Below are 23,384 nucleotides of genomic sequence, written 5' to 3'. Positions count from 1 at the left end.
CCCGGTCCGGAACGCCCTTCGGCTCCTTCATCGGCGGCGGGACGCCGGTGCCGAGGAGGCCTCCATGACCGTCCTGGTGCAACAACTGTCCGCCCTGCTCAAGGGTGGGCGGTCCGTCGGGCGTGTCTGGGACGAGCTCTGGCTCCTGCACGGGGCACGGTATGACGACGCCGGCTCGGGCGCAGACCACGCGCCCGTTCCGACGGCCCCTCATCCTGGCCCCGCACCCGGCCGCCGGGTGCGCCCGCTGACCGGAGGCCGACCGGGGATGCCCACGCTGAGCGCCGGATCGCTGGAGCTTCTGTCCGCAGCCCGGGCCGCGGCCGGACAAGGGGCTCCCATTGGCGGGGCCATCCGCCGACGGCTGGCCCGCGAGGAGGGAACCGCGGCGGGCCGCCGGCAACCGGCGGGACAGTCTGCGGAGCGGGGCGTCTGGCTGGAACTGGCCGCCTGCTTCGACATTGCCGAAGCCAGCGGATGCCCACTGTCAGACATCCTGACCCGCTACGCCGCACACCTCGAAGCCGGCGACGACGCTGCCGGCGCCCGGCGGACCGCGCTGGCCGGTCCCAAGGCAACCGCTGCCATCCTGACGTGGCTGCCTTTTGCAGGCCTCGCACTCGCCATGCTGCTCGGAGTCGACGCGGCAGGGATATTGCTCGGAACTCCGCTCGGCCTGCTCTGCCTGGCGGCCGGTGCCGGCCTCGCAGCGGCCGGAAGGATCTGGTCGGGCCGCTTGGTCCGCTCCGCCGAGGGGCACCGCTGGTGACCGCGCCCGCCGGGAGCCTTGGCGTAGCCCTGTTGCTCGCCGTGGCCGCCACGGTCCTGCTCCTGGACCGGGCGATGCTGCCGCGGCGGTGGCTCGCCCGGGCGCGGCACGGAGCCGTGGGAGATCCGCTGTGCGGCCGTGATCCGGGCGGCGGGCAGCCTCCGGAACCGACTGGCGGCCTGCGGGATCCCGCCATGATGATGGAGTTGATCGGGGCCATGCTCGACGCCGGTGCCGGCCTCGGCCGGTCCCTGGAGCTTCTGGCCGGCCGAGCCGACCCCGAGTTACGCGTCCATCTGCGGCCGGTGGCTGCGGCTCTGGCCCTCGGTGCCGACTGGGACACTGCCTGGCGGGGTGCGCCGGGGCTTCCGGCGGAGCTGGAGGCCCTGCGGGAGGCGTTGCGGTTCGCGGCGGTCACCGGGGCGCCGTCGTCGGCCATGCTGTACGCGCAGGCGGCCCGGATGCGCCGGCAGCAGTTCAGGGCCGCGGAGCGCCGCGCAGCCGCCCTCGGCGTGCGGTTGGTGGTGCCGCTGGGTCTGTGCTCCCTCCCGGCCTTCGTCTGTCTGGGCATCGTTCCGGTACTGCTGGCCATGCTTCCTTCGGGTCCTTGATGCAGGCACCGGGCCACAGTTCCTCCACAGCCTGAGTTATCCACTTGGACGTATGCGGACCTGTCGAGGGGTTACCGCGGCGGGGAGATTGGAAGCAGCCGGCCGGCGCGCCGGACAACCCGAGAGGACTATCCATGAGCTTTCATCCACAGATCCCCGCAGCCCCGGAGGACTCCTCCGCAGATGCAGCGTCGGCCGAGGTCCGGGAAATCTATCCCGGGGCCCGGCAGGCACCTCCCGTCCGGAGCGTCTCGCCTCGCCGCAGCCGAAGAAGCACCTGGCTCGGTTCGGAGGCGGGAATGGCGACGGCGGAATACGCAATTGCGACCTTGGCCGCCGTCGGTTTCGCCGGGCTCCTGGTCCTGATCATGCGCAGCGACGAGGTGCGCGGATTCCTGCTCAACGTGATCCGGACCGCGCTGGCCCTCCCATGACCCTCGGGCCGGACGGCCGGGCCCCGACGGACCGGAGAGTGCCTGCACCGCCGGGACGTCATGGTCCAGCCGCTGCTCCCGGCGAACGTGGCGCCGTGACGGCCGAATTCGCCGTCGCGTTGCCGGCAGTGCTGCTGGTGCTGGGGCTGCTTTTGACCGGGGCCGCAGCGGGACTGACGCAACTGAGGCTGGAGGAGGCCGCGAGGGCCGGTGCCCGGGCGTTGGCCCGCGGCGAGGACCAGGCGTCCGTGTCCGCCGTGGTCCGCCAGGTGGCCGGAGACTCGGCGAGTGCGGCGGTGGCCTCCGACGGCGGGTGGCTCAGCGTCACGGTGACCGGACCGGTCCGGGGCGCCGCGGGCCGGCTAGTGCCGTGGCCATTGACGGCCCGAGCCTCGGCCCGCCAGGAGACCGGCGACGATGCGGCACTATCGACACCGACGGCCGGGCATCCGCCTGGCACCGCGATCAGCCCCACGGCTCCCTGGCCGCTCACGGCGGGGAGCCCTGCCCTGTCCGATCTGCGTGGCCGGTGGGTTTCGTGACGGAGACGCGCGCCCGGGATTCCGAAGGGCACGGTCGCTCTGTCCGCCGTGTCAGGCCGGTCGTGGCCGTGACTGAGAGGCGCGTCCTAAGGGCCGAGCGGGGCTCCGGTACCGTGCTGGCGCTCGCTTTGGTGTTCGTGCTGCTGGTGGCGGGGACTGCAGTGGGGCTGCTCGCCCAGGCGGGGGTCCTCGCCTCGCGGGCCGCCGCCGCGGCGGACCTCGCCGCCCTCGCGGCCGCCGATGCCGCCCGGGGACTGGCGCCGGGGGAGCCCTGCGCCGTCGCCGCGGAGGTCGCTGCCCGGAACGACGCCCGGATCAGCTCCTGCAGTATCGAGGGCGGGGACACGGTCCAGGTCGGCACCGAACTCCTCGAACGGTCACCGTTCGGCATTGCCACCGGTCTGGCCCGCGCGGGTCCTCCCGCCGGGGAACGCACACCATGAAGCACCAGCGGCGCCTTGGCCGCCCGGTCCTTGAACCAGTCGGTTGCTACTGGACGGCCGGTGCCTGCGGGGCTCCGTCCGGAACCGCCGGAGCGGTGCTGCCCCCGGTATCGGGGGCCATCTGGTCGGTGGCGTCCGACAGCAGCATGCCGAGCAGGCGAACGGCGCCGTCCTTGTCGAGCGGGTTGTTCTTGTTGCCGCACTTGGGCGACTGAACGCAGGACGGGCATCCGGACTCGCATTCGCAGGCCTCGATCGCCTCCTTGGTGGCGGTGAGCCAGACGCGGGCCTTCTCGTAGCCGCGTTCGGCGAAGCCGGCGCCACCCGGGTGGCCGTCGTAGACAAAGATCGTCGGCACTCCGGTGTCGGCATGGATCGCAGTGGAGACCCCGCCGATATCCCACCGGTCGCTGGAAGCCACCAGCGGCAGCAGCCCGATGGCCGCGTGCTCCGCAGCATGCAGCGACCCAGGGAACTGCGGCTCGATGAGCCCGGCCCCGGTCAGGGAGCGGTTGTCCATAACAAACCAGACCGCCTTGGTGAACAGGTCCCGGGCCCCGAGTTCCAGCGGTTCCTCGCCAAGCACCTCATTCGAGATCAGGGCCTTCCGTTGAAAGGAGACCACCTGTGTCGTCACCTTCACATCGCCGAAATGCACCTCGACATCTCCCCAGCGTGTGGTTCGCTGGGTCTCCAGCACCTCGATCTGGGTTATGTCCCGGGCCGTCGTGTAGTAGTCGGGGTTGGCCCGGCGCACCACCACGCAGTGCTCGGCCTCATTCAGGTCCTCGACGACGTAGCTCTCGCCTTGATGGACGTACACCGCCCCTGTGTGCGCCTGGTAGTGCGTCTGCGGCGAATCCATGGTGCCCAGGAGCGAGCCGGTGTCGGCATCAACGATGCTCACAGGTCCGCCGCCGTCGGCCCGCAGGTTCACCATGGCGGCTGCGCTCTGCGGGTGGGTCCAGAACCAGCCGGCGGGACGTTTCCGGAGATAACCCTGTGCCACCAAGCGGTCCAGGAGCCCCTCCGCCGTCGGTCCGAAGAGCGGGACCTCCGCCGGTCCGAGCGGCAGCTCGGCGGCGGCGGCGCACAAATGCGGGCCCAGGACGTAGGGGTTCGACGGGTCGAAGACGGTGGCCTCAACGGAGACGTCAAAGATCGCCTCCGGGTGGTTCACCAGGTAGGTATCAAGCGGGTCATCGCTGGCCACGAACGCGGCGACGGCATCCTGGCCGGCCCGGCCCGCCCTGCCGATCTGCTGGAACAGCGACGCCCTCGTCCCGGGCCAGCCCGCCACCAGGACGGCATCCAGGCCGGAGATGTCGATGCCGAGCTCCAAGGCGGACGTGCTCGAGACGCCCAGCAGCTCACCGGACCTGAGCGACCGCTCGAGGGCGCGCCGCTCCTCCGGAAGGTACCCGGAACGGTAGGCAGCCACGCGCTGCGGAAGGCTGGGATCGACCTCGTCGAGGAGGCGTCTCGTGATGGAGGCGATAGTTTCGGCACCCCGCCGGGACTTGATGAACGCGATCGTCCTGATCCGTGAGGAGACCAGGTTCGCCAGCAGGTCGGAGGTCTCAGCCACGGCGGTCCGCCGTTCCGGGGCCCCGTTCTCGCCGCGCTGTTCCGTCAGCGCCGGTTCCCAGAACGCCACCGTGGTCGCCCCGTGCGGCGAGCAGTCCTCGGCGACCGCTTCGACCGGCGCACCGATCAGCCGGCCGAACGAGGTCCCGGGGTCCGAGGCGGTGGCGGATGCGGCGATGAAGACCGGCCAGGACTGGCCCGTGCCGGCCCCGGCCTCCGCTCCGGAGTTGTAGTAGGCGCAGATCCGGCGGAGCCTGCGCATCAGGTTGGCGACGTGGGAGCCGAAGACCCCGCGGTAGCTGTGCGCCTCGTCCACGATCACGTAGCGGAGGCGGCGGAAGAACCGCGCCCACCAGGCGTGGTTGGGGAGGATACCGAAGTGCAGCATGTCCGGGTTGGCCAGGATCACGTTCGCGTGGTCCCGGATCCAGCGGCGGGAGGACGGGTCCGTGTCCCCGTCATAGGTCTCGGCCCGGACGGTGGAGAGCCCCAGCGACCGGATGGCGGCCAGCTGGTCCGCGGCGAGCGCCTTCGTGGGGGAGAGGTAGAGGGCGACGGCGCCGTCGTCGTGGATCTTTCCGGGATCGGCGCGCACCCGCAGCTCGGACCGGTGCACGGCGTCGAGGGCGGGGAGCTGGTACGCCAACGACTTCCCGGAGGCGGTGCCGGTGGCGATCACCACGTGCCGGCCCCCGTGGGCGAGGTCGGCGGCCCGCACCTGGTGCCGGTACGGCTCGTGGATGCCGAGACGGCCGTAGGCCTCCACCAGATCCGGGTGCGTCCACGCCGGCCACGGCTCGTTGACGGCCTCGCGGGCGGGGATGGTCCGCACGTGCCGGAGCTGCTCCGGGTCCGCGCCGCGGCCCAGCAGCGGGATCAGGGACTCGTGCGGATTCACTCCAACATTGTTTCACCCGGGCTCAAATCGGGTCCCGGGCTCACAAGGGGCTCACCCCACCGAGAGGTCGGCCCCTTCGTTGGACGAGGAGAGCATCAGGACATGGCAGACCGTGGTCCACCCCAGATGTGAGTAGAGCTGCTGGCCGTCCAGGGACGCCAGCAGCAGCCCGGCCTCGACGTCGTGCTCAAACGCCTGCGCGGCGAGGGCCCGCATCACGAAGCTGCCCAGGCCGCGGCGTTGAAAACCGGGTTCGGTCACGATCTTGTCGAAGACGGCGGTGTGGTCGGCGACGAACACGCGCCCGCTGGCCGCGACTCGGTCACCGGCGTAGACGACGGCGTGGTGGACACCGCCCTCCGTCGAGGGAACCCAGCGGAGGTCGTCGTCGGGCAGCCACGGGTCCTCGGCGTCCTGGGTTTCCATGTCCACGATCATCATGGTCTGCGACTGCGAGGTGACGTTCAGCCCGTGCCGGGCGGCCAGCCCGGCGTAACGGTCCACGTCGTTGGTGAGGATGGTGAGGATCCGGGCCGGTGCCTCGGCAGTCTTGGCGGCCAGGACGGAGAACTCATTGTCGGAGGGATCGTGGGCGAAATACTCCCAGTCCCCGGTCGAGTCCGCCCGGAAGACCGAGGGAAAACGGCCCTCCCGTCCGGTCTCGTAGCTACGGCATCCGGCCCAGCCGGCGACCCAGACCTCCAGGAGGTGGGTGGTGTCTTCAACCATCGCGTCCAGACTCATGGGATGAGAGTATTCCAGCCCCGCCGCCAGCAACAGGGTCCGGCCGGGGAGCGGGTGCTTGCTTACGCAATTGTGACCCGGGTGTCGGTCCGGCGCCGCGGCCGCCCCGGTCCCGGGCCTGCTGCCACGCGGATGGGGCTCGCTAATCGGACGGGTCCCGGACCCCCTCCCACGTTGGCCGGGCGCACCTGCCGCCCTCATCACAGGACCCCGTGATGGGGGCCCCGGACCCGCATTACGAGGGCCGCGGGGCCACTGTCACGAGGTGCGTAGACCACGCCCGGCAGGGTGGCCTCACCGCAAAGCCCAGTACGCTTAAAGGCGTGGCTCTGAACAAAATCGTCCTCTTTTACGGCTTCACCCCGGTGCTCGATCCGGAAGCAGTGCGCCTCTGGCAGCGTGCCCTCTGCGAAAAACACGGCCTCACCGGCCGCATCCTGATTTCCAAGGACGGCATCAACGCCACCGTGGGCGGCGAGATCGGGGCGGTCAAGCAGTACGTCAAGACAACCCGTGAGTACCCGGGCTTCCGCGGCATCGACGTGAAGTGGTCCGACGGCGGCGCCGAGGACTTCCCCCGGCTCAGCGTCAAGGTCCGGGACGAGATCGTCTCCTTCGGCGCGCCCGGGGAACTCACGGTGAACGAGGACGGCGTCGTCGGCGGAGGCACGCACCTGGCCCCGGAGGAACTGCACACCCTCGTGGAGGCGAAGAAACAGGCCGGCGAAGACGTGGTCTTCTTCGACGGCAGGAACGGCTTCGAGGCGGAGATCGGCCGCTTCAAGGACGCCGTGGTCCCCGACGTCGCCACCACCCACGACTTCATCCGCGAACTGGACTCCGGCAAGTACGACGCGCTCAAGGACAAGCCCGTGGTCACCTACTGCACCGGCGGGATCCGCTGCGAGGTGCTCTCCAGCCTGATGGTCAACCGCGGGTTCAAGGAGGTCTACCAGCTCGACGGCGGGATCGTCCGCTACGGGGAGGCGTTCAAGGACCGAGGCCTCTGGGAAGGCTCGCTCTACGTCTTCGACAAGCGCATGCACCTGGAATTCAGCGACGAGGCGAAGACCATCGGCCGCTGCGCAAGGTGCGAGGCGCCCACCAGCAAGTTCGAGAACTGCTCCAATCCCAGCTGCCGCACGCTGACCCTGTACTGCGCGGACTGCGCCTCGGATCCGGCCACCCTGCGCTGCCCGGACGGCTGCCCCGCCTGACCGCGGGGCAGCGACGACGAAGAGAGCGCCACGCTGACGGCTACGACGCCGGTGACGGCGCCACTAAGCAGGCGTCACAGCCGCCCCACCCGGTAGGCGAAATTGGCCGGTGCGAGCGCCTCGACCTTGACCGTCAGGACCGAGTCAGCGGCCAGCTGCACCACGGTGACCCGGGAGGAGCCGCAGCGCAGGCTCAGGTCCACCAGCGCGCTCTCCTTGTCGCTGATGGTGAAGGCCACCCGGCGGGTGCTCCGGCACGCCAGCGACAGGGCGTAGGTTCCGGCCGGGAGCCGCTCGGTGGCCTCGGTGCGGTCCGCCCCGGCGTCGAGCAGCCCGGCCCGGGACTGGAAGATCTGCGCGGTGGTGGCCGGCAGGATTTCGCGGGCCCACTGCTCAAGCTCCGCCCCCATCACCGGGCGGTTCAACGCCGGGTCACGGCTGATCGCGCCGCCGGTGGGCGTCACGGGGCCGGTCGCCGTCGTCCGGCTGCCATCGTCGTACTGGTACTCGCAGCCGCTCAGCCCGCAGGCCAGGGCCGCGGCGAGAGCGACGGCGGCGGGGCGGCCACGCGGGCGCCGCTGCGTCGGTGCCGGCGCGGTGGGCATAATCCGACTCTAAGCCCGTGAACGCCCGGCGGCCAGAGCGCGGACGCCACCCGGAAGAACGCGCCCGGAGGCCCTTACCGGGACGCCGCCGCGGAGCACACCCCGGCGATGAACTCCAGTTTCTCCAGCACGGCCGGTGACAGCACAAACGGGTACAGGTCCTCCTCGCCCATGCTCCGGTTGATTTGGTTCAGGGCGATTGCGAGCGGCAACCACTCGGTGTCCACCGTTTCCCGGAAGGACCTGCCGTCGGCCGCGGGGATGAGTCCGTATTCGCGGGCGGTGTCCAGGGTGTCGCTGATGTGCAGATAGTGCGCGAAGGTCTCGGCGAAATCCTCGTAGGGGTGCATGGTGGCGTAGCGGGAGATGAACCGTTCGTTCCACTCCTTTGGTGCGCCCTCGCTGTAGTGCCGGTCGATGGCGGCCTGGTAGTCCTCGGTGTCGTCGCCGAACAGCCGCCGGGCCGCCGCGGTGGTGTCCCGGTCGGCGAAGACCAGCACGGTCTCGAAGTAATGGCCCACCTCGTGCCTGAAGTGGCCCAGCAGGGTCCGGTACGGCTCGTCGAGTTCGTTGCGCATCCGTTCGCGGTAGCCGTCGTCGCTTTCGGCCAGGTTGATGGTGATGACGCCGTCGGCGTGGCCGGTCACCACGTGCTCGTGGGCGCTGGAGAGCAGGTCGAAGGCCAGGCCACCGTCGGGATCATCGCTCCGGGGCACGATCGGCAGCCCCAGGGCGTCGAGTTCGGCCACCAGCTGGCGTTTGGACCGCTCCGCCTTAACGAACTGCGTGAGGCCCTTCGCGTCGTCGTCGTTGGGCCGGGTGCGGGTGAGTCCGCAGCTGAAGCACTCACCGCCGCGCTCTGCGGCGAGCCAGGTGCAGGCCGCCAGCCCGGCGTGGGCGCACGGGAACCAGTGGGTGCCGGCGTCGTCCCGGTATTCGCCCGCCGCGTCGACGGCGACGACGGCGCCGCGGGGCCGGAAGTAGGCCAGCCGGGCGCCGCAGTGCAGGCACTCCTGGTTCTCGACGTACACGGCCGAGCCGCAGGAATCACAGGAGTGTCGTTTCACCTCCCGATCCTACGCTCCGGGCCGGGGCCAGGTGGTCGGGGGCCCGCGGCCGAAGGGCTACTTTCCGGCGGCCGGACCGCGTGCCTGACCGCGGCGCCGGAACGTGCCCGCGATGGAGAGTTTGCCGGAGTACTGGATGGAGCCGTACCGGAACAGGTGCGCGGCCAGGCGCAGGATCAGCACGCCCACCACCAGGAGCTCCACGATGATGATCACCGACTCCAGCGGGCTGAGGGTGCCGAATGCGTTCCGCAGCAGGCCCGTGACCGGGGCGGACATCGGGAAGTAGGTGAAGACCTGCACGATCGGTGCCTGCGGGTCGGAGATGATCAGGCTGATCGCGTAGAACGGCACGAAGATCAGCGCCATCAGCGGCCCGAAGATGGTGCCGGCGTCCTTGGTGGTGGGCATGACGGCTCCGATGGCCACCAGCACGCCGGTGAAGACGGTGAAGCCGCCCAGCAGCAGGAGCGCCCCCACCACCATGGGTCCGGGTTCGAAGGTGATGGTGGACAGGTCCAGGGCCGGGAGCGCCAGCTTGTCGCGGAAGAACAGGAAGCCCACGGCCACCGGCGTCAGCAGCACCAGGATCTGGACCGCGCCCACCATGAACAGCGCGGCCACCTTGCCGATGATCAGGGTGGTGGGGTTCAGGGTGGTCAGGATCATTTCTGTGACCCGGTTTTCCTTCTCCTCCAGGGTGCTGCTGAGCATCTGGTTGGAGAGCAGGATGATCGAGACGTAGAAGATGACCAGGAACATCAGCGGCGGGATCGCGGAGCCGATGCCCCCGGTCAGGCGGCCGTCCTTGAAGGTCTGCGCCTCGGTTTTGACGTCGCCGCTGGCCGCCGCGGTGAGCTGCGGTGAGCCGACGGCGGCCTGCGCCGAGACGGTCAGCAGCTGCTTGGCGACGGCGTCGTACTTGCCGTTCTCGAAGATGCCCCGGTCCGCGCCGTAGATTTTCACGGTCTGGGTGGCCGGTTCGGCGGGGAACGCGAAGTAGGCGTCGCTGCGGCCCTGCTTCACGTCGCGGATGGCCGTCTCCGCGTCCGACGCCTTCGTGCCGCCGATGGCCCGGGCGATGGTGTCCGAGACCAGCCGGGAGTCATCGGTGTAGGTGAAGGAGAAGGATGCGGTCTTCTGCGCGTCGGAGCGGGCCTCGGTGGAGGAGTTGCTCAGGTAGACCAGGGCGAACACGATGGCGATGACCACCGGGATGGCCAGGGTGGCGATCCAGAAGCCGCGCTTCTTCAGCGTCCGGGTGAACTCGAACGCGATCACGGTGCGCAGGTTGTGCCGGGCGAAGGGCCGGCGCGGCGGGACCGGGGCGGGGGCGGCCTTGGCGGGCGCCTCGGGGAGGGTGCTGTGGTGGGTCATCGGGTCCGGGCCTCCGCTAGTTCGGGCTGTTCGCCGTAGACCTTGATGAAGACCTCATCCAGGGACGTCCGGGCGCTGGTGAAGGAGCGGACCGCCACTCCATGGTCGATGAGTTCGCGCAGCACGGCCGCCTCGTCCGTCCCGCCGCGTGGCGAGAGTTCGGCGTTCCCGCCGGCGTCGCTGACGACGTCGTAGCGCGCCGACGCGGGCAGGGTGCCGGAGTAGCTGAGCCGGTAGCGGGTGCCGCCGAACTGCTCCTGGACCTCGGAGACGGTGCCGTAGGCGCGGGCCGTGCCGTCCTTGAGCAGGATGACCCGGTCGCAGAGCCGCTCCACCTCCTCCATCTGGTGGGTGACCATGATGACGGTGGCGCCGGAGAGTTTTTGTTCGTCGATGATGTCCATCAGCAGCCGCCGGTTCACCGGGTCGAAGCCCTTGGTGGGTTCGTCCAGGATCAGCAGTTCGGGGTCGTTCATGATGGTGACGCCCAGCTGGACCTTCTGCTGCTGGCCGCCGGAGAGCTTGTCCAGCCGGGTGGCGGCCTTGTCGCCGAGGTCCACCCGGTCCAGGTACTCGCGGGACCACGTCCTGGCGCGGGACTTGTCCAGGCCCTTGAGCCGGCCGAAGTACACCATGACGTCCAGCACGGATTCCTTTTTATAGAGGCCGCGTTCCTCCGGCAGGTACCCCAGCCGGGCGCCGTCGCGCGGGCTGAAGGGTTTCCCGCCGATGTGCAGGGTGCCGGCGGTGGGCTGATAGATGCCCAGCAGGGCCCGCAGCGTGGTGGTCTTCCCGCTGCCGTTGCTGCCCAGGAAGCCGAATGTTTCCCCGGCCCGGACGTCGAAGGACAGGTCACGGATGACCGTCTTCTCGCCAAAGTCCATGCGGAAGTCTTGAATATGTACCAGCGGCTCCGGTGCCGCGCCCCCCAACGTCATGCGGCCATTTTAGCCGCCGGCAGCCGACGTGAGGTGCCGTGGGTTCCCCCGGCGTGGCCCGCGCAAGCGTTGCAGGCCCAAGCACGGCCGGGCGGCCCGGCCGCCCTAGGGTCAGGCCGGGGGTCAGGCCGCGGGGGTCAGCTGGTACGCGTATATCAGCGGCGCGTCGACGCTGGAGGCGCTGATCGCCACGGTCCCGGCGACCGGGACCTTGATGGTGGCGGTCTCGCGACTGCCGTTGCAGGCCGCTCCAGCCTCCGCCAGCTGTTTGCCGTCCAGGCTGACGGCGAAGAATTCCTTGCCGCCGCCGTCGCAGCTCATGGTCAACGTGTAGGTGCCGGCCCCGAGGGCGGCGCTCTTCACCACGGGGGTGCGGTTGAGGATCTTCCCCGCGTCCGAGAGGACGATCCCGCTGGCGGAGGGCAGTGCCGTGGCCTTCCAGGCGTTCGCATCCGTTGATTCCACCGACGTGACGGGCGCGCAGGCGGAGGCGCCGAGGACGACGGCGGCGCCGGCCGCCGCGGCGTACGCCCCGTGGAGCAGGCGGCGCGGGACAGGCATCGGGGAAGCAGTGGGCATGCTTCCAACTTACCGGGTCCGCAGCAGGGCCGATGGCCGCCGACCGCACCCTTGACCTTGACGCAGCGTCAAGATTTACCCTCGAAGAAACGGCCCGGCAGGGCCGTCGGGAGGGACCAAGTGGAGGGAACCGGCATGGAATGGTCCGTGCAGCAGCTGGCCAGGCTGGCCGGCACCACCAGCAGGGCGCTTCGGCACTACGACGCCGTCGGCCTGCTCAAGCCCAGCCGCACCGGCGGCAACGGCTACCGCTACTACAACCACGCCGCGCTGCTCCGGTTGCAACGGATCCTGCTTCTGCGGGAACTGGGGCTCGGACTGCCGGCGATCGCCGACGCGCTGGCCCACGAACAGCAGGCCGAACGCGCGCTCGCCGGGCATCTGCGCTGGCTGGTCCAGGAACAGGACCGCCTGGCCCGCCAGATCGCCTCGGTCCGGCGCACCCTCGAGGCAGTGACAAAAGGAGAGGACATCATGGCAGAGGCAATGTTTGACGGATTCGATCACACCCGCCACCGGGCCGAGGTTGAGGAACGCTGGGGCAAGGAGGCCTACGCCCGGGCGGACGCCTGGTGGCGGGGGATGGGCGGCACGGACCGGGACGCCTGGAAGCGGGCCGCGGAACAGCTCAGCGCCGACTGGAAGGCCGCGGCGGAGTCCGGCGGGGCGCCGGACAGCCCGGCGGCCCAGGAGTTGGCCGCCCGCCATGTCCGGTGGCTTGCCGCCATCCCCGGAACCCCGGCGGCGGACGGCGGTGACGGGCTGAAGGCCTACATCCTGGGCCTGGGTGAGCTGTACGTGGCGGATCCGCGGTTCGCCGCGAACTACGGCGGTGCTGCCGGCGCGGCCTTCGTCCGGGATGCGCTGCGGGTGTTCGTGGAGGGGCAGCCTTGGCCCGGCCGGGGTTAGCTAAGCCGGAGGCTCCCGGGCCGCGCCTAAACTTGACCGGTGACCTCCTCGACTCTTTTCACGGCCGGCAACACCCCCGATGCCCCGCGCAGCGACCTCCCGGACCTGACCGGGGCCCTCGCCCGCGACCTGCTGGCCATCGGCTACACCGTCGACGGGGTCGCCGCGTTCCTCGGTGAGGCCGCCCACGCCGCCCTGGCCCGGGACCAGCTCATCCCGGCCCTGATCGCCGTCGACGACGCCGTCGCTGCCGACCCGGCCGCCGCCGCGCTCGCCGCCGTCGTCCGCCTCTGGTTGCTGGCCGAACCGCAGACCGCTGCCGCCCTCGACGCCGCCCTGCCCTCGGTGGGCGCCGCCGGCCTCGGCGAACTCGGCCTCGTGGAAGGGGCGGAGGATGACCTGGTCCGGGCCCGTGTGGACCTGCGGCCCTACGGCTGGGACCCGTCGACAGATGAGGAAGGGCAGCCGAACGGGGGCGCCGACCTCTGGGTAGCCAGCGACTTGGCCGCGCACCAGAGCCCCGGCGTGCTACGCCGCGACCATGTGCTCGGAATCGGCCAGGCATCCACCACCCTGGTCCAGGTCACCGCCCGGCGGCACGTGGCCCGGGCCCTGGACCTCGGTACCGGCTGCGGCGTTCAGACTTTCCACCTGCTCCACCACGCCGAGCACGTCACCGCCACAGACATTTCCGACCGTGCCCTGGCCTTCACCCGCTTCAACCTGGTCCTCAATGCCCGGGAGCTGCACCTGGACCCGGAGGACCTCGCCGGCCGCGTCACCCTGCGGCGCGGGTCGCTGCTGGAACCGATCGCCGGGGAGGAGTTCGACTTGGTGGTCTCCAACCCGCCGTTCGTGATCACTCCGCGCACCGCGGGGGAATCGACGGCGGACCAGTTCACCTACCGCGACGGTGGCCTGCCCGGCGACGAGATCGTCGCCGCCCTGGTCCGGGACCTCCCCTCCGTCCTGGCGCCCGGAGGCACCGCACAGATGCTGGGCAACTGGGAAGTCCCGGCCGGCCAGGAGTGGTTCGCCCGGCCGCAGCAGTGGGCCCCGGAGGACGCCGATGTGTGGTTCATCCAGCGCGAGCAGGTGGGTCCCGAGCAGTACGCCGAAACCTGGCTGCAGGATGCCTCCGAGGGCCGGGACCGGGACCTGTACCGCCGTTCCTACGCCGCCTACCTGGACGACTTCGCCTCCCGCGGCGTCACCGCGATCGGCTTCGGCATGATCTTCCTGCGCCGCCCTGCCGCGCAAGCAGGACCGGTGCTGCGCCGCTTCGAGGAGATCACCTACCCGATCGAGCAGCCCGTGGGGCCGCACCTCGGGGCGGCGGTGGAACGGGCCGACTGGCTCGCCGGCCACGACGTCGCGGCGGCGCACCTGCTCGTGGCCGACGACGTCACGGAGGAACGGCACCAGCGCCCCGGCGCCGAGCACCCCGGCGTGATCCTGCTGCGCCAGGGTGCCGGGCTCCGCCGCACCAACCTGCTGAGCACGGAACTGGCCGGCTTCGTCTCAGCGTGCGACGGCGAGCTCACCGCCGGGCAGATCGCCGGGGCGCTCGATGCCCTCCTGGGCGGGCACGAGGGCCACAACAGCGGCACCTTCCGGCAAAGGCTGCTCGACGACGTCGCCAACCTGGTCCGGGACGGCTTCCTGGTCTCTGCCTGATTGGGTCCTGCCTGATTGGGTCCCGACTGATTGTTCCGTGCCCGGGATGCGCAGGACCACCATCGCCACGGCCGCCGCGACCAGCACTCCCGCGGTGCCCGTGGCGAAGAAGCTGGTGCGGACCGGCAGCGCCGCACCAAGGAGGCCGCCGAGGGCCAGTGCCGCTATTGACACTGCCCGCGTCATCCCGCCAAGGATCGCCATCGCCTGACCGCGCCCGGTCTCCGGAATCCGGAGGATGGTGATCGCCCCGAAGCAGGCGTTCAGGACGCCGCAGGCCGCGCCGGTCGCGGTATAGGCGGCAAACAGCCACGCCACCGTGGGCACCAGGGCCGTCGCCCCAAGGAGGGCCGAGGTCAGCACCATCGCCGCCAGCAGCGCCCGGAGCCGGTTCCGTCCGTTCCCGATCCGGCCGGCGAGGGCCGCGCCGGCGGCCATGCCCAGCCCGAATGCCGCGGCCAGCAGCCCGTACTCCGCCTCGCTGGCGCCCAGTTCGCCGCGGGCCAGGAACACCTCGAGGACGTTGGTGGCCTCGCCGGCGACGATGAAGAACATGGCGCCGAGCACCAGCGCCCACACCAGGACGTCCCGCCGGAGCAGGCGCAACCCGTCGAGCAGCGCCGGGGCAGGCCGCCCCGCGCGTTCGGCGGCCGTGCCGCGCCGGGTGCGGATCAGCAGGGCACCGGCTCCCATTGCCAGGTAGCAGCCGCCGGCCACCGCCACCACCAGCCCGGGGCCGCCCCAGCCGGTCAGCAGGCCGCCCGCGGCCGGCCCCGCCATGCCGGCGATCATGGTGGTGGCCTGCATGGTGCCCACGGCCTTGGGCGTGCGCTCCTCGCCAACAATCCGGGGCAATAGGGCCTGCCAAGTGGGGCCCGCCACGGCCTGGGCCGCGTCCAGCACGAAGGTCATGGCAAACAGCAGCGGAAGGTTCAGGGCACCCTCCCGCAGCCCGAAGACCATCCCCGCCACCGCCGCGGCGCTGGCCAGGGATGCCGCCGTCGCCAGCGTGCGTGAATCCCGGGTGTCTGCGAGCCGCCCGGCCCAGGGGGCCAGGAGGACCAGGGGCAGGGCGGAGCAGGCCAGGTAGGCGGCCACCAGCCACGGCCCGGCGCCGGGACCGTTGCCCGCGGACTCCGCCTGGAGCCGAAGCATGACGGTGACGACGACGGCGCCCATGCCGGCGGCGGCGAAGAAGCGGGAGCCACTGGCGAGCAGGAAGTCGTGGTTGCGCCACAAGGGGCCGGCCGGCCCGGAGGCCTTATGAAGTGTTTCTTTCATAACTGGACCATAGGTCCGCGCTGGGTAAGTGTCAAGCATTCCTTTCATAGTTTGGAAACCGTCGCTAGACTGGGGGAGTGAAGACAGAGAACCCGCCGGCGGATTCCGCCGAGGCGCCGGCCGGCAAGCGCAGGCCGCGCCCGGAACAGAAGGTGGAGATCACCGACCCCAAGGCCATCCGGGCCCTGGCCCACGCCGCGCGGCTGGAAGTGATCTCGGAGCTGTACTCCACCCAGGTCAGCCGCACCGCCACGGAGCTTGCGGCACAGACCGGTCTGACCCCCAGCGCCATGAGCTACCACCTGCGGGCCCTGCAGAAGTGGGGGATCGTGGTGCCCGCGGCCACCGCCGGGGACGCACGCGAGCGCCGCTGGAAGGCCGCCGGAACGGACTTCACCATCAAATCCGGCGGCGGACCGGCTAGCCCGGAATTCGCCGTCCTGGATCTGGAACTGGACGCCTACCGCCGACGGGTCAAGGCGCACGCCGAGGCCCGGGATGAGCAGCGGCGGCGCGGCGAATCCGGGGAACCGCCCGCCTCGGTGGTGCTGGCCAGCAACTTGCTCTATCTCACGCCGGCCCAGCGTGCCGAGCTGACGGAGCGCATCTTCGGGCTGCTGCGCGACTACGAACTCGAGGCGCCGGACGCGATCCCGGACGGGGCCGTCCGGATGGCCACCATGTGGTCGATGATTCCCGACGACCGCGGCGGCCCCGCGGCCGTTTGAAAACTCCCTGAAAGCCCCCAACGAACGGAAGAGTGTCCGTGACCGCACCGCTTGCCCCCATCCACGTGGACGAATACCTGCCGCACCCGCCGGCGGCCGTCTGGCGCGCCCTGACCGAGCCGCCCCTGATCGCCGACTGGCTCATGGACAACAATTTCGAACCGGTCGTCGGGCACGACTACATCATGCGCGGGACCCCGGTCCCGGCCGTCGGCTTCAGCGGCCTGGTCGCCAGCCGTGTCCTGGAGCTCCGGGACGGGCGCCTGCTCCGTATCTCATGGCGGGACGCTGAGGCGGGGAACGACCTGCAAAGCACCGTCACCTGGACCCTGGCCCCGGAGGGAACGGGGACGCGGCTGGACCTCGTCCACGAGGGATTCGACCCCGCGGAGCCCAGCCACGCCGTCGCCCACCGCATCATGGCCGGTGGCTGGCAGGGCCACCTGCTGACACGGCTGAAGGAGACCCTCGGCCGCATCGCAGCCTAGCCTCACAGCAGCGTCGGCACGGGTCCGACGCCGCCGCGCATTTGTGCATCAATGCGCGGTATTCCGCAAAATATGGTGAACTAGGCGGATATGGGCGGTTCTGCCCGAGCAACCTTTTTTCTGTAGGAGCACCGTGCCAAGCAAGGCCCCCACCGGCAAGAAACTCGTGATTGTGGAGTCTCCGGCCAAGAGCAAGACCATCGCCAAGTACCTGGGCGAGGGCTTCATTGTCGAGGCCTCCATCGGTCACATCCGTGACCTCCCGCAGCCCTCGGAGCTCCCCGCGGAACTGAAAAAGACTTCGGTGGGCAAGTTCGCCGTCGACGTCGACCACGACTTCAAGCCCTACTACGTGGTCTCCCCGGACAAGAAGAAAAAGGTCGCCGAACTCAAGGCCCAGCTCAAGGGCGCCGACGCGCTCTACCTCGCAACCGATGGGGACCGCGAGGGCGAGGCCATCGCGTGGCACCTGCTGGAGGTCCTCAAGCCCAAGGTCCCGGTGTACCGGATGACCTTCGGTGAAATCACCAAGGAAGCCATCCACCGCGCCATGGACAACCTGCGCGACGTGGACCAGGACCTGGTGGATGCCCAGGAAACCCGCCGCGTGCTGGACCGGCTCTACGGCTACGAGATCTCCCCGGTGCTCTGGCGCAAGGTGGCCCGCGGGCTCTCCGCCGGCCGCGTGCAGTCCGTCGTGACCCGCATGGTGGTGGACCGGGAACGCGAGCGGATGGCCTTCAAGGCCGCCTCCTACTGGGACCTGACCGGCCAGTTCGGCACCGACGCCGGAACGGCTTCCTCGTTCAAAGCAAAGCTCGCGTCCGTGGACGGCTCGAAGGTCGCCAGCGGCCGGGACTTCAACGACGACGGCGAACTCACCGCCCGCGGCGTCGTCCACCTGAACCAGGAACTCGCCCTGTCCCTGGCCTCCGGCCTGCAGGAGGCGGAATTCCGCGTCCGCTCCGTCGACACCAAGCCCTACACCCGCCGCCCCACCGCGCCGTTCACCACCTCCACCCTGCAGCAGGAGGCCGGCCGTAAGCTGCGCTTCTCCTCGAAGAGCACCATGCAGGTGGCCCAGCGGCTGTACGAAAACGGCTACATCACCTATATGCGTACCGACTCGAACGCGCTGAGCAACGAGGCCATCACGGCCGCGCGGCGCCAGGCGTCCGAACTGTACGGCCCCGAGTACGTCCCGGCCTCGCCCCGCGTGTACAGCGGCAAAGCCGCCAACGCCCAGGAGGCGCACGAGGCCATCCGCCCCGCCGGCGACTCCTTCCGCACCCCGGCGCAGGTGGCCAAGCAGCTCTCCGGCGACGAGTTCCGCCTCTACGAGCTGATCTGGAAGCGCACCGTCGCCTCCCAGATGGCCGACGCCAAGGGATCGACGGCGACCATCCGCCTCGGCGCGATCGCCACCGACGGCCGGGATGCCGAATTCTCCGCCTCCGGCACCGTCATCACCTTTCCCGGCTTCCTCGCCGCCTACGAGGAAGGCAAGGACGAGAGCCGCGGCGACGACGACTCGGACGAGGCCCGCCGGTTGCCGAATGTGGCCAAGGACGACGTCCTCACCGCAGCGGACATCACCGCCGTCGGCCACGAGACCTCGCCGCCGCCGCGCTTCACCGAAGCGTCGCTGACTGCCGAGCTGGAGAAGAAGGGCATCGGCCGCCCGTCGACCTACGCCTCCACCATCTCCACCATCCAGGACCGCGGCTACGTCCGGAAGCAGGGCTCCGCGCTGGTTCCGAGCTGGATCGCGTTCTCCGTGGTCCGGCTGCTGGAGCAGCACTTCCATGACTACGTGGACTACGACTTCACCGCCGACATGGAAGCGGACCTGGACAAGATCGCCAACGGCCAGGAGGCCGGCCCGTCGTGGCTGAAGCACTTCTACTTCGGCGCCGACGCCAAGCCGGGCCTGCTGAGCATCGTGAACAACCTCGGCGAGATCGACGCCCGGGAGATCAACTCCATTCCGATCACGGACGGCATCACCCTGCGCGTGGGCAAGTTCGGACCGTACCTGGAGAGCTCCGTCCCCACCGTGGACCCGAAGACCGGCGAGGTCGTCGAGTCGGCCCGGGCCAACGTCCCCGAGGACCTGGCCCCGGATGAGCTCACCGCCGCCAAGGCCGTGGAACTGATGGAGACCGCCGCCCCCGAGGAACGCGTCCTCGGCGTTGACCCGCACACCGGCCACACGGTGGTGGCCAAGAACGGCCGGTACGGCGCCTACGTCACCGAGATCATCCCGGAGATGACCGAGGAACAGCTGGCCAGCCTGCCGGTGGAGTACTACAAGAACGGCAAGCCCAAGCCGCCGAAGAAGCCGGTCAAGGCCAAGCCGCGCACCGGCTCCCTCTTCGCCTCGATGACCGTGGACTCCGTGACCCTGGACGAGGCGCTGCAGCTGATGAGCCTGCCGCGCGTCGTGGGCCAGGACGCCGAGGGCACCCCCATCACGGTGCAGAACGGCCGGTTCGGCCCATACCTGAAGAAGGGCACGGACTCCCGCTCGATCGGCTCCGAGGAGGAGATCTTCACGATCACCCTCGAGCAGGCGCTGGAGATCTACTCCCAGCCCAAGCAGCGCGGCGCCCGTGCCGCGGTGCCGCCGCTGGCCGAGTTCGGCCCGGACCCGGTCTCGGAGAAGAACATCGTGGTGAAGGAAGGCCGGTTCGGCCCGTACATCACCGACGGCGTCACCAACATCACCGTCCCGCGGAGCACCTCCGTCGAGGAGCTCACCCGGGAACAGGCCGTGGAACTGCTGGCCGAGAAGCGCGCCAAGGGCCCGGTCAAGCGCAAGCCCGCCGCCCGCAAGGCACCGGCCCGGAAGGCCGCAGCCAAGAAGTAGGTCCCGGGCGTCGCGTCCGGCGTCCGGCGCGCGGGTTCGGTGCAGGCCCGCCGTCTGGAAACAGCGACGGCGGGCCGAACCCGCGAGCGGAATGCGGGCCCCGGCGGGGCACGCCGGGGCCGTGGCCGCCGTCGTCGGGAATTGCGCCCCGGGCCGCAAAGTGATCGAGTGGGACAATGACTGAACAGCCCACACCCATGGATTCACAGCCGCTCAACGACCTCGAGGAGAAGCTCGCCCGGGGGGAACAGCCGGATGCCAACCCGGTGGATGTCATCCTGTCTTTCCTCAACAATGAGGTCTACATCGTCAGTTCGGACACCCTGGAGGGCCCCGACTCGCAGGTGGAGCCGCTGGTGCTGGCCAACGCCTCCGGCAACCCCGTGCTGGCCGTCTTCTCCCACCCCAGCCGCGTCACGGAGCAGTACCTTGCCGCCGCGCCGAACATCCTGGGAACCCAGGGCGCCGCGATCCTCGGCAACCTCGGCGACGAGCTCGGCATGGTCATCAACCCCGGCGCCGCCTACGGCTTCGAGATCGACCCGGAGGGTGTGGCCAACATTCGCCGCGACTTCAAGCCCGCCGACGAGGACGAGGCCGGCACCGAGGCCTAAGACCCGGCACCCACCAGCGCCCGCGGACCACCAGTGGTCCGCGGGCGCGGCTCTTTAGGCGGCCGGTATCCGCCGGGCAATAATGTGCCTATGCGACTAGGCGTACTCGACATAGGGTCCAACACCGTCCACCTTCTCCTCGTGGACGCCCATCCCGGCGCCCGGCCGGTGGCCTTCGCCTCGCATAAGCGCTCCCTCTCCCTGGTCCAGCATCTGGATGGCGACGGCAACATCAGCGACGACGGCCAGAACGAGCTCGTGGAGTTCGTCCTCGAGGCCTGGGAATTCGCCGCCAAGCACAAGGCCGAGGACCTGCTGGCCTTTTGCACCTCCGCCATCCGCGAGGCCACCAATGGCAGCGAGGTCCTGGCCCGCGTCAAGCACGAGACCACCGTGACGCTGCGCGAACTCAGCGGCAGCGAGGAGGCGTCCATGACCTTCTTCGCCGTGCGCCGCTGGTATGGCTGGGGTGCCGGGCCCATGCTCAACCTGGACATCGGCGGCGGCTCCTTCGAAATGGCCTACGGCGAGGACGAGCTGCCGGAGCTGGCCATGTCCGTCCCGCTCGGCGCCAGCCGGCTGACCCGCGACTGGCTGCCCGAGGATCCGCCCTCCGCCAAGAGCGTCAAGGAACTGCGGAACTACATCCGGGAGACCCTGAAACCCGTCGTCAAGGAGTTCCAGAGCCTGGGCCGGGCCAACCACGTGGCCGGCACCTCCAAGACGTTCCGGTCGCTGGCCCGGATCGCCGGGGCAGCACCGAGCGGCGCCGGTCCCTACGTCAAACGCGAGCTCTACGCCACGGACCTGGGTCTCTGGGCGCAGCGCATCTCGGCCATGGAGATCGAGGACCGCCTGCACCTGCCCGCCGTCTCCGAGGCCCGGGCGCCCCAGTTGCTCGCCGGCGCGCTCGTGGCGGAGGCCGCCCTGGAAATGTTCGAGTTCCCCAGCCTGGAGATCTGCCCCTGGGCGCTGCGCGAGGGCCTGATCCTTCGCCGGCTGGATCAGTTGGTCACCGAGGGGCCCCTGGAGCCACCGCCCCACGTGGCCCTGGCCAGCCAGCCCGCCGAGTTGCAGGCCCCGGACGACGACGAGAAGGACGGGGGCGACGACTCGGACGACGACGACAAGAAGAAGGACGCCGCCAAGAAGGACAAGGATCAAGACGCCGAGCACGACGGCGAGAAGAAGGACGGCCACAAAAAAGGCAACGGCAAGAAGGACAAGAAACACTAGCCGGGCTGTCCCCGCCCGGGAGGGCACCGGGACGCCGTCGTCGAACGCCCCGCTCCGAACCGTTCGTTAACGCGAAAGCACCGGCCGTCGCTCGCGGGAAAATGGGGGAAACCCGCTGCTGACGACCGGTGCCGGGGCAGGCATCCGCATGCCTGCTGCATCACTCGCACCCTCTTGATGAGGTACTAACTACGGTAGGGGCCGAGGATGGGAGCAAGCTGGCCCGGAGTTGTGAGCTGGCTGTGAATCGGGGCCGACTGCAATGATGGGGGCATGAGCAACCGAATCGCCTTCCTGGGCTGTGGGTCAATGAACGAGGCAATCCTGGGCGGACTGATCGCCGGCGGGACCGATCCCGCGGACATCGTCGCCACCGTGCGGAGGGCCGGGCGGGCCGCGGAACTGGCCGAACGGCACACCGGCATCACCGCGATCGCCGGCGAAGAGGAACCCGAGAACAATGTGCAGGCCGCCACCGGTGCCGACGTCGTGATCCTGGGCGTCAAACCCGTGGGAACCGCGGCGCTGGCCCGGGAGATCAGCGGGGCGCTCTCCCCGGACACCCTGGTGGTCAGCGTCGCCGCGGCCGTGTCCCTGGAGCAGCTGGAGGCAGCGCTGCCGGCCGGGCAGCCGGTGATCCGCACCATGCCCAACACGCCCGCCCGCCTGGGCCGCGGCGTCGTCTCCGTCTCCGGCGGGACGCACTGCTCGGCGGAACAGCTGCAGCAGGCCAAGGACATCTTCGCCGCGGTCGGCACCGTCGTCGAGATCCCGGAATCCCAGGTGGACGCGCTCTCCGCGGTCAGCGGCTCCGGCCCGGCGTACGCCTTCTACCTCGCCGAGGCGATGGCCGCCGCCGGCGTCGAGCTCGGCCTGGACCCGGAGCTCTCCAAGCTGCTGGCCAGGGAGACCGTGGCCGGTGCCGGCCTGATGCTTGCCGAACCCGGCGCCGACCCCACCACCCTGCGGATCGCGGTGACCAGCCCGAACGGGACGACCGAACGCGCGATCGCCACCTTCGACGAGCAGGGGCTGCCCGGCATCATCGCCGCCGGCGCCCGGGCCGCCGCGGAGCGCGCCGCCGAGATCACCAAACAGCTGGGCTGACACCCAACCCACCCGCACACGGACAGGACAGCACGCATGGAACTGCACATCACCGGCGACGCCGCCGCGGACAAGCTCCTCAGCGACGACGCCTTCGCCCTGCTCACCGGCATGCTGCTGGACCAGCAGGTGACCATGGAGTCCGCCTTCGCCGGGCCGGAGAAGATCCGCACCCGGATCGGATCGTTGGAGCCCGGCACCATCGCAGGCTACGACCCGCACGGTTTCGTCGAGGTCTTCAAGGAAAAGCCCGCCGTGCACCGGTTCCCCGGCTCCATGGCCGGCCGGGTCCAGGCGCTGGCCGAGACCGTGGACAAGGAGTGGGGCGGGGACGCCACCGCGATCTGGACCCAGGGCGAGCCCGACGGCGCCGAGGTGCTCCGCCGGCTCAAGGCCCTCCCGGGTTTCGGCGAGCAGAAGGCGAAGATCTTCCTGGCGCTGCTGGGCAAGCAATGCGGCCTCAAGGCCGAAGGCTGGCGCGAGGCCGCCGGGCACTACGGTCAGGCGGACGCCTACCTGTCCGTGGCGGACATCGTCGACCCCGACTCCCTGGTCAAGGTTCGGGCCAGCAAGCAGGCCGCGAAGGCCGCGGCGAAGGCGGCCAAGGGCACGGACTGACGGGCGCGCCTCGCCCGTCCCGCCGTCGTCGAATGCCGCCGCAATC

The 23,384-nt window shown here is 70.3% G+C and carries 22 protein-coding genes and 1 pseudogene; 15 read left to right on the top strand and 8 right to left on the bottom strand.

Annotation, left to right across the window (positions count from 1 at the left end):
• The first annotated feature begins 64 nt into the window (after positions 1–64).
• From QWJ39_RS02705 to QWJ39_RS02685, 5 genes are all read left to right on the top strand, one after another.
• Entirely contained in the window at positions 65–769 is a 705-nt protein-coding gene (locus QWJ39_RS02705; RefSeq protein ID WP_290256153.1) for a hypothetical protein, read from the top strand.
• Positions 766–1,380, top strand: coding sequence for a type II secretion system F family protein (locus QWJ39_RS02700; RefSeq protein WP_290256152.1), 615 nt, complete (start codon positions 766–768; stop codon positions 1,378–1,380). The genes QWJ39_RS02705 and QWJ39_RS02700 overlap by 4 nt, the downstream gene beginning before the upstream one ends.
• Before the next feature lie 134 nt (positions 1,381–1,514).
• A complete protein-coding gene (locus QWJ39_RS02695; protein WP_290256151.1) occupies positions 1,515–1,814 on the top strand; it encodes a DUF4244 domain-containing protein in 300 nt (99 codons plus the stop codon).
• 95 nt (positions 1,815–1,909) lie between these two features.
• On the top strand, positions 1,910–2,356 hold the full coding sequence (locus QWJ39_RS02690; protein ID WP_290256150.1) for a TadE family type IV pilus minor pilin: 447 nt from the start codon (positions 1,910–1,912) through the stop codon (positions 2,354–2,356).
• 68 nt (positions 2,357–2,424) lie between these two features.
• Positions 2,425–2,799, top strand: a complete 375-nt coding sequence (locus QWJ39_RS02685) for an Rv3654c family TadE-like protein (RefSeq protein ID WP_290256149.1) — start codon at positions 2,425–2,427, stop codon at positions 2,797–2,799.
• Between the two features lie 46 nt (positions 2,800–2,845).
• Here the strand turns inward: QWJ39_RS02685 and QWJ39_RS02680 are convergent, their stop codons facing one another.
• The gene (locus tag QWJ39_RS02680; protein ID WP_290256148.1) at positions 2,846–5,284 is read right to left on the bottom strand and encodes a DEAD/DEAH box helicase; all 2,439 of its coding nucleotides are present in this window, start codon (positions 5,282–5,284) and stop codon (positions 2,846–2,848) included.
• Positions 5,285–5,335: 51 nt separating this feature from the next.
• The gene (locus QWJ39_RS02675; protein WP_290256147.1) at positions 5,336–6,028 is read right to left on the bottom strand and encodes a GNAT family N-acetyltransferase; all 693 of its coding nucleotides are present in this window, start codon (positions 6,026–6,028) and stop codon (positions 5,336–5,338) included.
• Between the two features lie 323 nt (positions 6,029–6,351).
• On the opposite strand from QWJ39_RS02675, the gene QWJ39_RS02670 reads away from it, so the two are divergent.
• The gene (locus tag QWJ39_RS02670) at positions 6,352–7,245 is read left to right on the top strand and encodes a rhodanese-related sulfurtransferase (protein WP_290256146.1); all 894 of its coding nucleotides are present in this window, start codon (positions 6,352–6,354) and stop codon (positions 7,243–7,245) included.
• A gap of 74 nt (positions 7,246–7,319) precedes the next feature.
• Here the strand turns inward: QWJ39_RS02670 and QWJ39_RS02665 are convergent, their stop codons facing one another.
• The 5 genes from QWJ39_RS02665 to QWJ39_RS02645 all read right to left on the bottom strand — a co-directional run bounded on the left by QWJ39_RS02665 (position 7,320) and on the right by QWJ39_RS02645 (position 11,811).
• Positions 7,320–7,850, bottom strand: coding sequence for a hypothetical protein (locus QWJ39_RS02665; protein WP_290256145.1), 531 nt, complete (start codon positions 7,848–7,850; stop codon positions 7,320–7,322).
• A gap of 74 nt (positions 7,851–7,924) precedes the next feature.
• Entirely contained in the window at positions 7,925–8,917 is a 993-nt protein-coding gene (locus QWJ39_RS02660; RefSeq protein WP_290256144.1) for a putative zinc-binding metallopeptidase, read from the bottom strand.
• 57 nt (positions 8,918–8,974) lie between these two features.
• Positions 8,975–10,294 carry an ABC transporter permease gene (locus tag QWJ39_RS02655; protein WP_290256143.1) on the bottom strand — a complete coding sequence of 440 codons (1,320 nt, stop codon included), beginning with the start codon at positions 10,292–10,294 and terminating at the stop codon, positions 8,975–8,977.
• A complete protein-coding gene (locus QWJ39_RS02650; RefSeq protein ID WP_290256142.1) occupies positions 10,291–11,232 on the bottom strand; it encodes an ATP-binding cassette domain-containing protein in 942 nt (313 codons plus the stop codon). The genes QWJ39_RS02655 and QWJ39_RS02650 overlap by 4 nt, the downstream gene beginning before the upstream one ends.
• Before the next feature lie 123 nt (positions 11,233–11,355).
• Positions 11,356–11,811 (bottom strand): hypothetical protein, encoded by a 456-nt coding sequence (locus QWJ39_RS02645; RefSeq protein ID WP_290256141.1) that lies wholly within the window; start codon positions 11,809–11,811, stop codon positions 11,356–11,358.
• A 135-nt stretch (positions 11,812–11,946) separates the two neighbouring features.
• On the opposite strand from QWJ39_RS02645, the gene QWJ39_RS02640 reads away from it, so the two are divergent.
• Positions 11,947–12,720 (top strand): TipAS antibiotic-recognition domain-containing protein, encoded by a 774-nt coding sequence (locus QWJ39_RS02640; protein WP_290256140.1) that lies wholly within the window; start codon positions 11,947–11,949, stop codon positions 12,718–12,720.
• A gap of 39 nt (positions 12,721–12,759) precedes the next feature.
• Positions 12,760–14,397, top strand: coding sequence for a methyltransferase (locus tag QWJ39_RS02635; RefSeq protein WP_290256139.1), 1,638 nt, complete (start codon positions 12,760–12,762; stop codon positions 14,395–14,397).
• Positions 14,398–14,430: 33 nt separating this feature from the next.
• On the opposite strand, the pseudogene QWJ39_RS02630 reads toward QWJ39_RS02635, so the two are convergent.
• Positions 14,431–15,678 (bottom strand): annotated as a pseudogene (locus QWJ39_RS02630) (MFS transporter); the annotation flags it as partial.
• A gap of 77 nt (positions 15,679–15,755) precedes the next feature.
• Here QWJ39_RS02630 and QWJ39_RS02625 point away from each other — a divergent pair.
• From QWJ39_RS02625 to QWJ39_RS02595, 7 genes are all read left to right on the top strand, one after another.
• Positions 15,756–16,406, top strand: coding sequence for a winged helix-turn-helix domain-containing protein (locus tag QWJ39_RS02625; protein WP_290256138.1), 651 nt, complete (start codon positions 15,756–15,758; stop codon positions 16,404–16,406).
• Between the two features lie 38 nt (positions 16,407–16,444).
• Entirely contained in the window at positions 16,445–16,894 is a 450-nt protein-coding gene (locus tag QWJ39_RS02620; protein ID WP_290256137.1) for an SRPBCC domain-containing protein, read from the top strand.
• Positions 16,895–17,027: 133 nt separating this feature from the next.
• Positions 17,028–19,763 carry a type I DNA topoisomerase gene (topA, locus tag QWJ39_RS02615; protein ID WP_290256136.1) on the top strand — a complete coding sequence of 912 codons (2,736 nt, stop codon included), beginning with the start codon at positions 17,028–17,030 and terminating at the stop codon, positions 19,761–19,763.
• A gap of 176 nt (positions 19,764–19,939) precedes the next feature.
• Entirely contained in the window at positions 19,940–20,377 is a 438-nt protein-coding gene (locus QWJ39_RS02610; RefSeq protein WP_290256135.1) for an SseB family protein, read from the top strand.
• A 90-nt stretch (positions 20,378–20,467) separates the two neighbouring features.
• Positions 20,468–21,613, top strand: a complete 1,146-nt coding sequence (locus QWJ39_RS02605; RefSeq protein WP_290256133.1) for a Ppx/GppA phosphatase family protein — start codon at positions 20,468–20,470, stop codon at positions 21,611–21,613.
• Between the two features lie 273 nt (positions 21,614–21,886).
• Positions 21,887–22,720 (top strand): pyrroline-5-carboxylate reductase, encoded by an 834-nt coding sequence (proC, locus tag QWJ39_RS02600; RefSeq protein WP_290256132.1) that lies wholly within the window; start codon positions 21,887–21,889, stop codon positions 22,718–22,720.
• Positions 22,721–22,756: 36 nt separating this feature from the next.
• Entirely contained in the window at positions 22,757–23,338 is a 582-nt protein-coding gene (locus tag QWJ39_RS02595; protein ID WP_290256131.1) for an HhH-GPD-type base excision DNA repair protein, read from the top strand.
• Positions 23,339–23,384 lie beyond the last annotated feature (46 nt).

The sequence above is a fragment of the Arthrobacter sp. YD4 genome, from assembly GCF_030410515.1.
Classification (GTDB): Bacteria; Actinomycetota; Actinomycetes; order Actinomycetales; family Micrococcaceae; genus Arthrobacter.
This window is presented reverse-complemented; position numbering and strand designations above follow the sequence as displayed.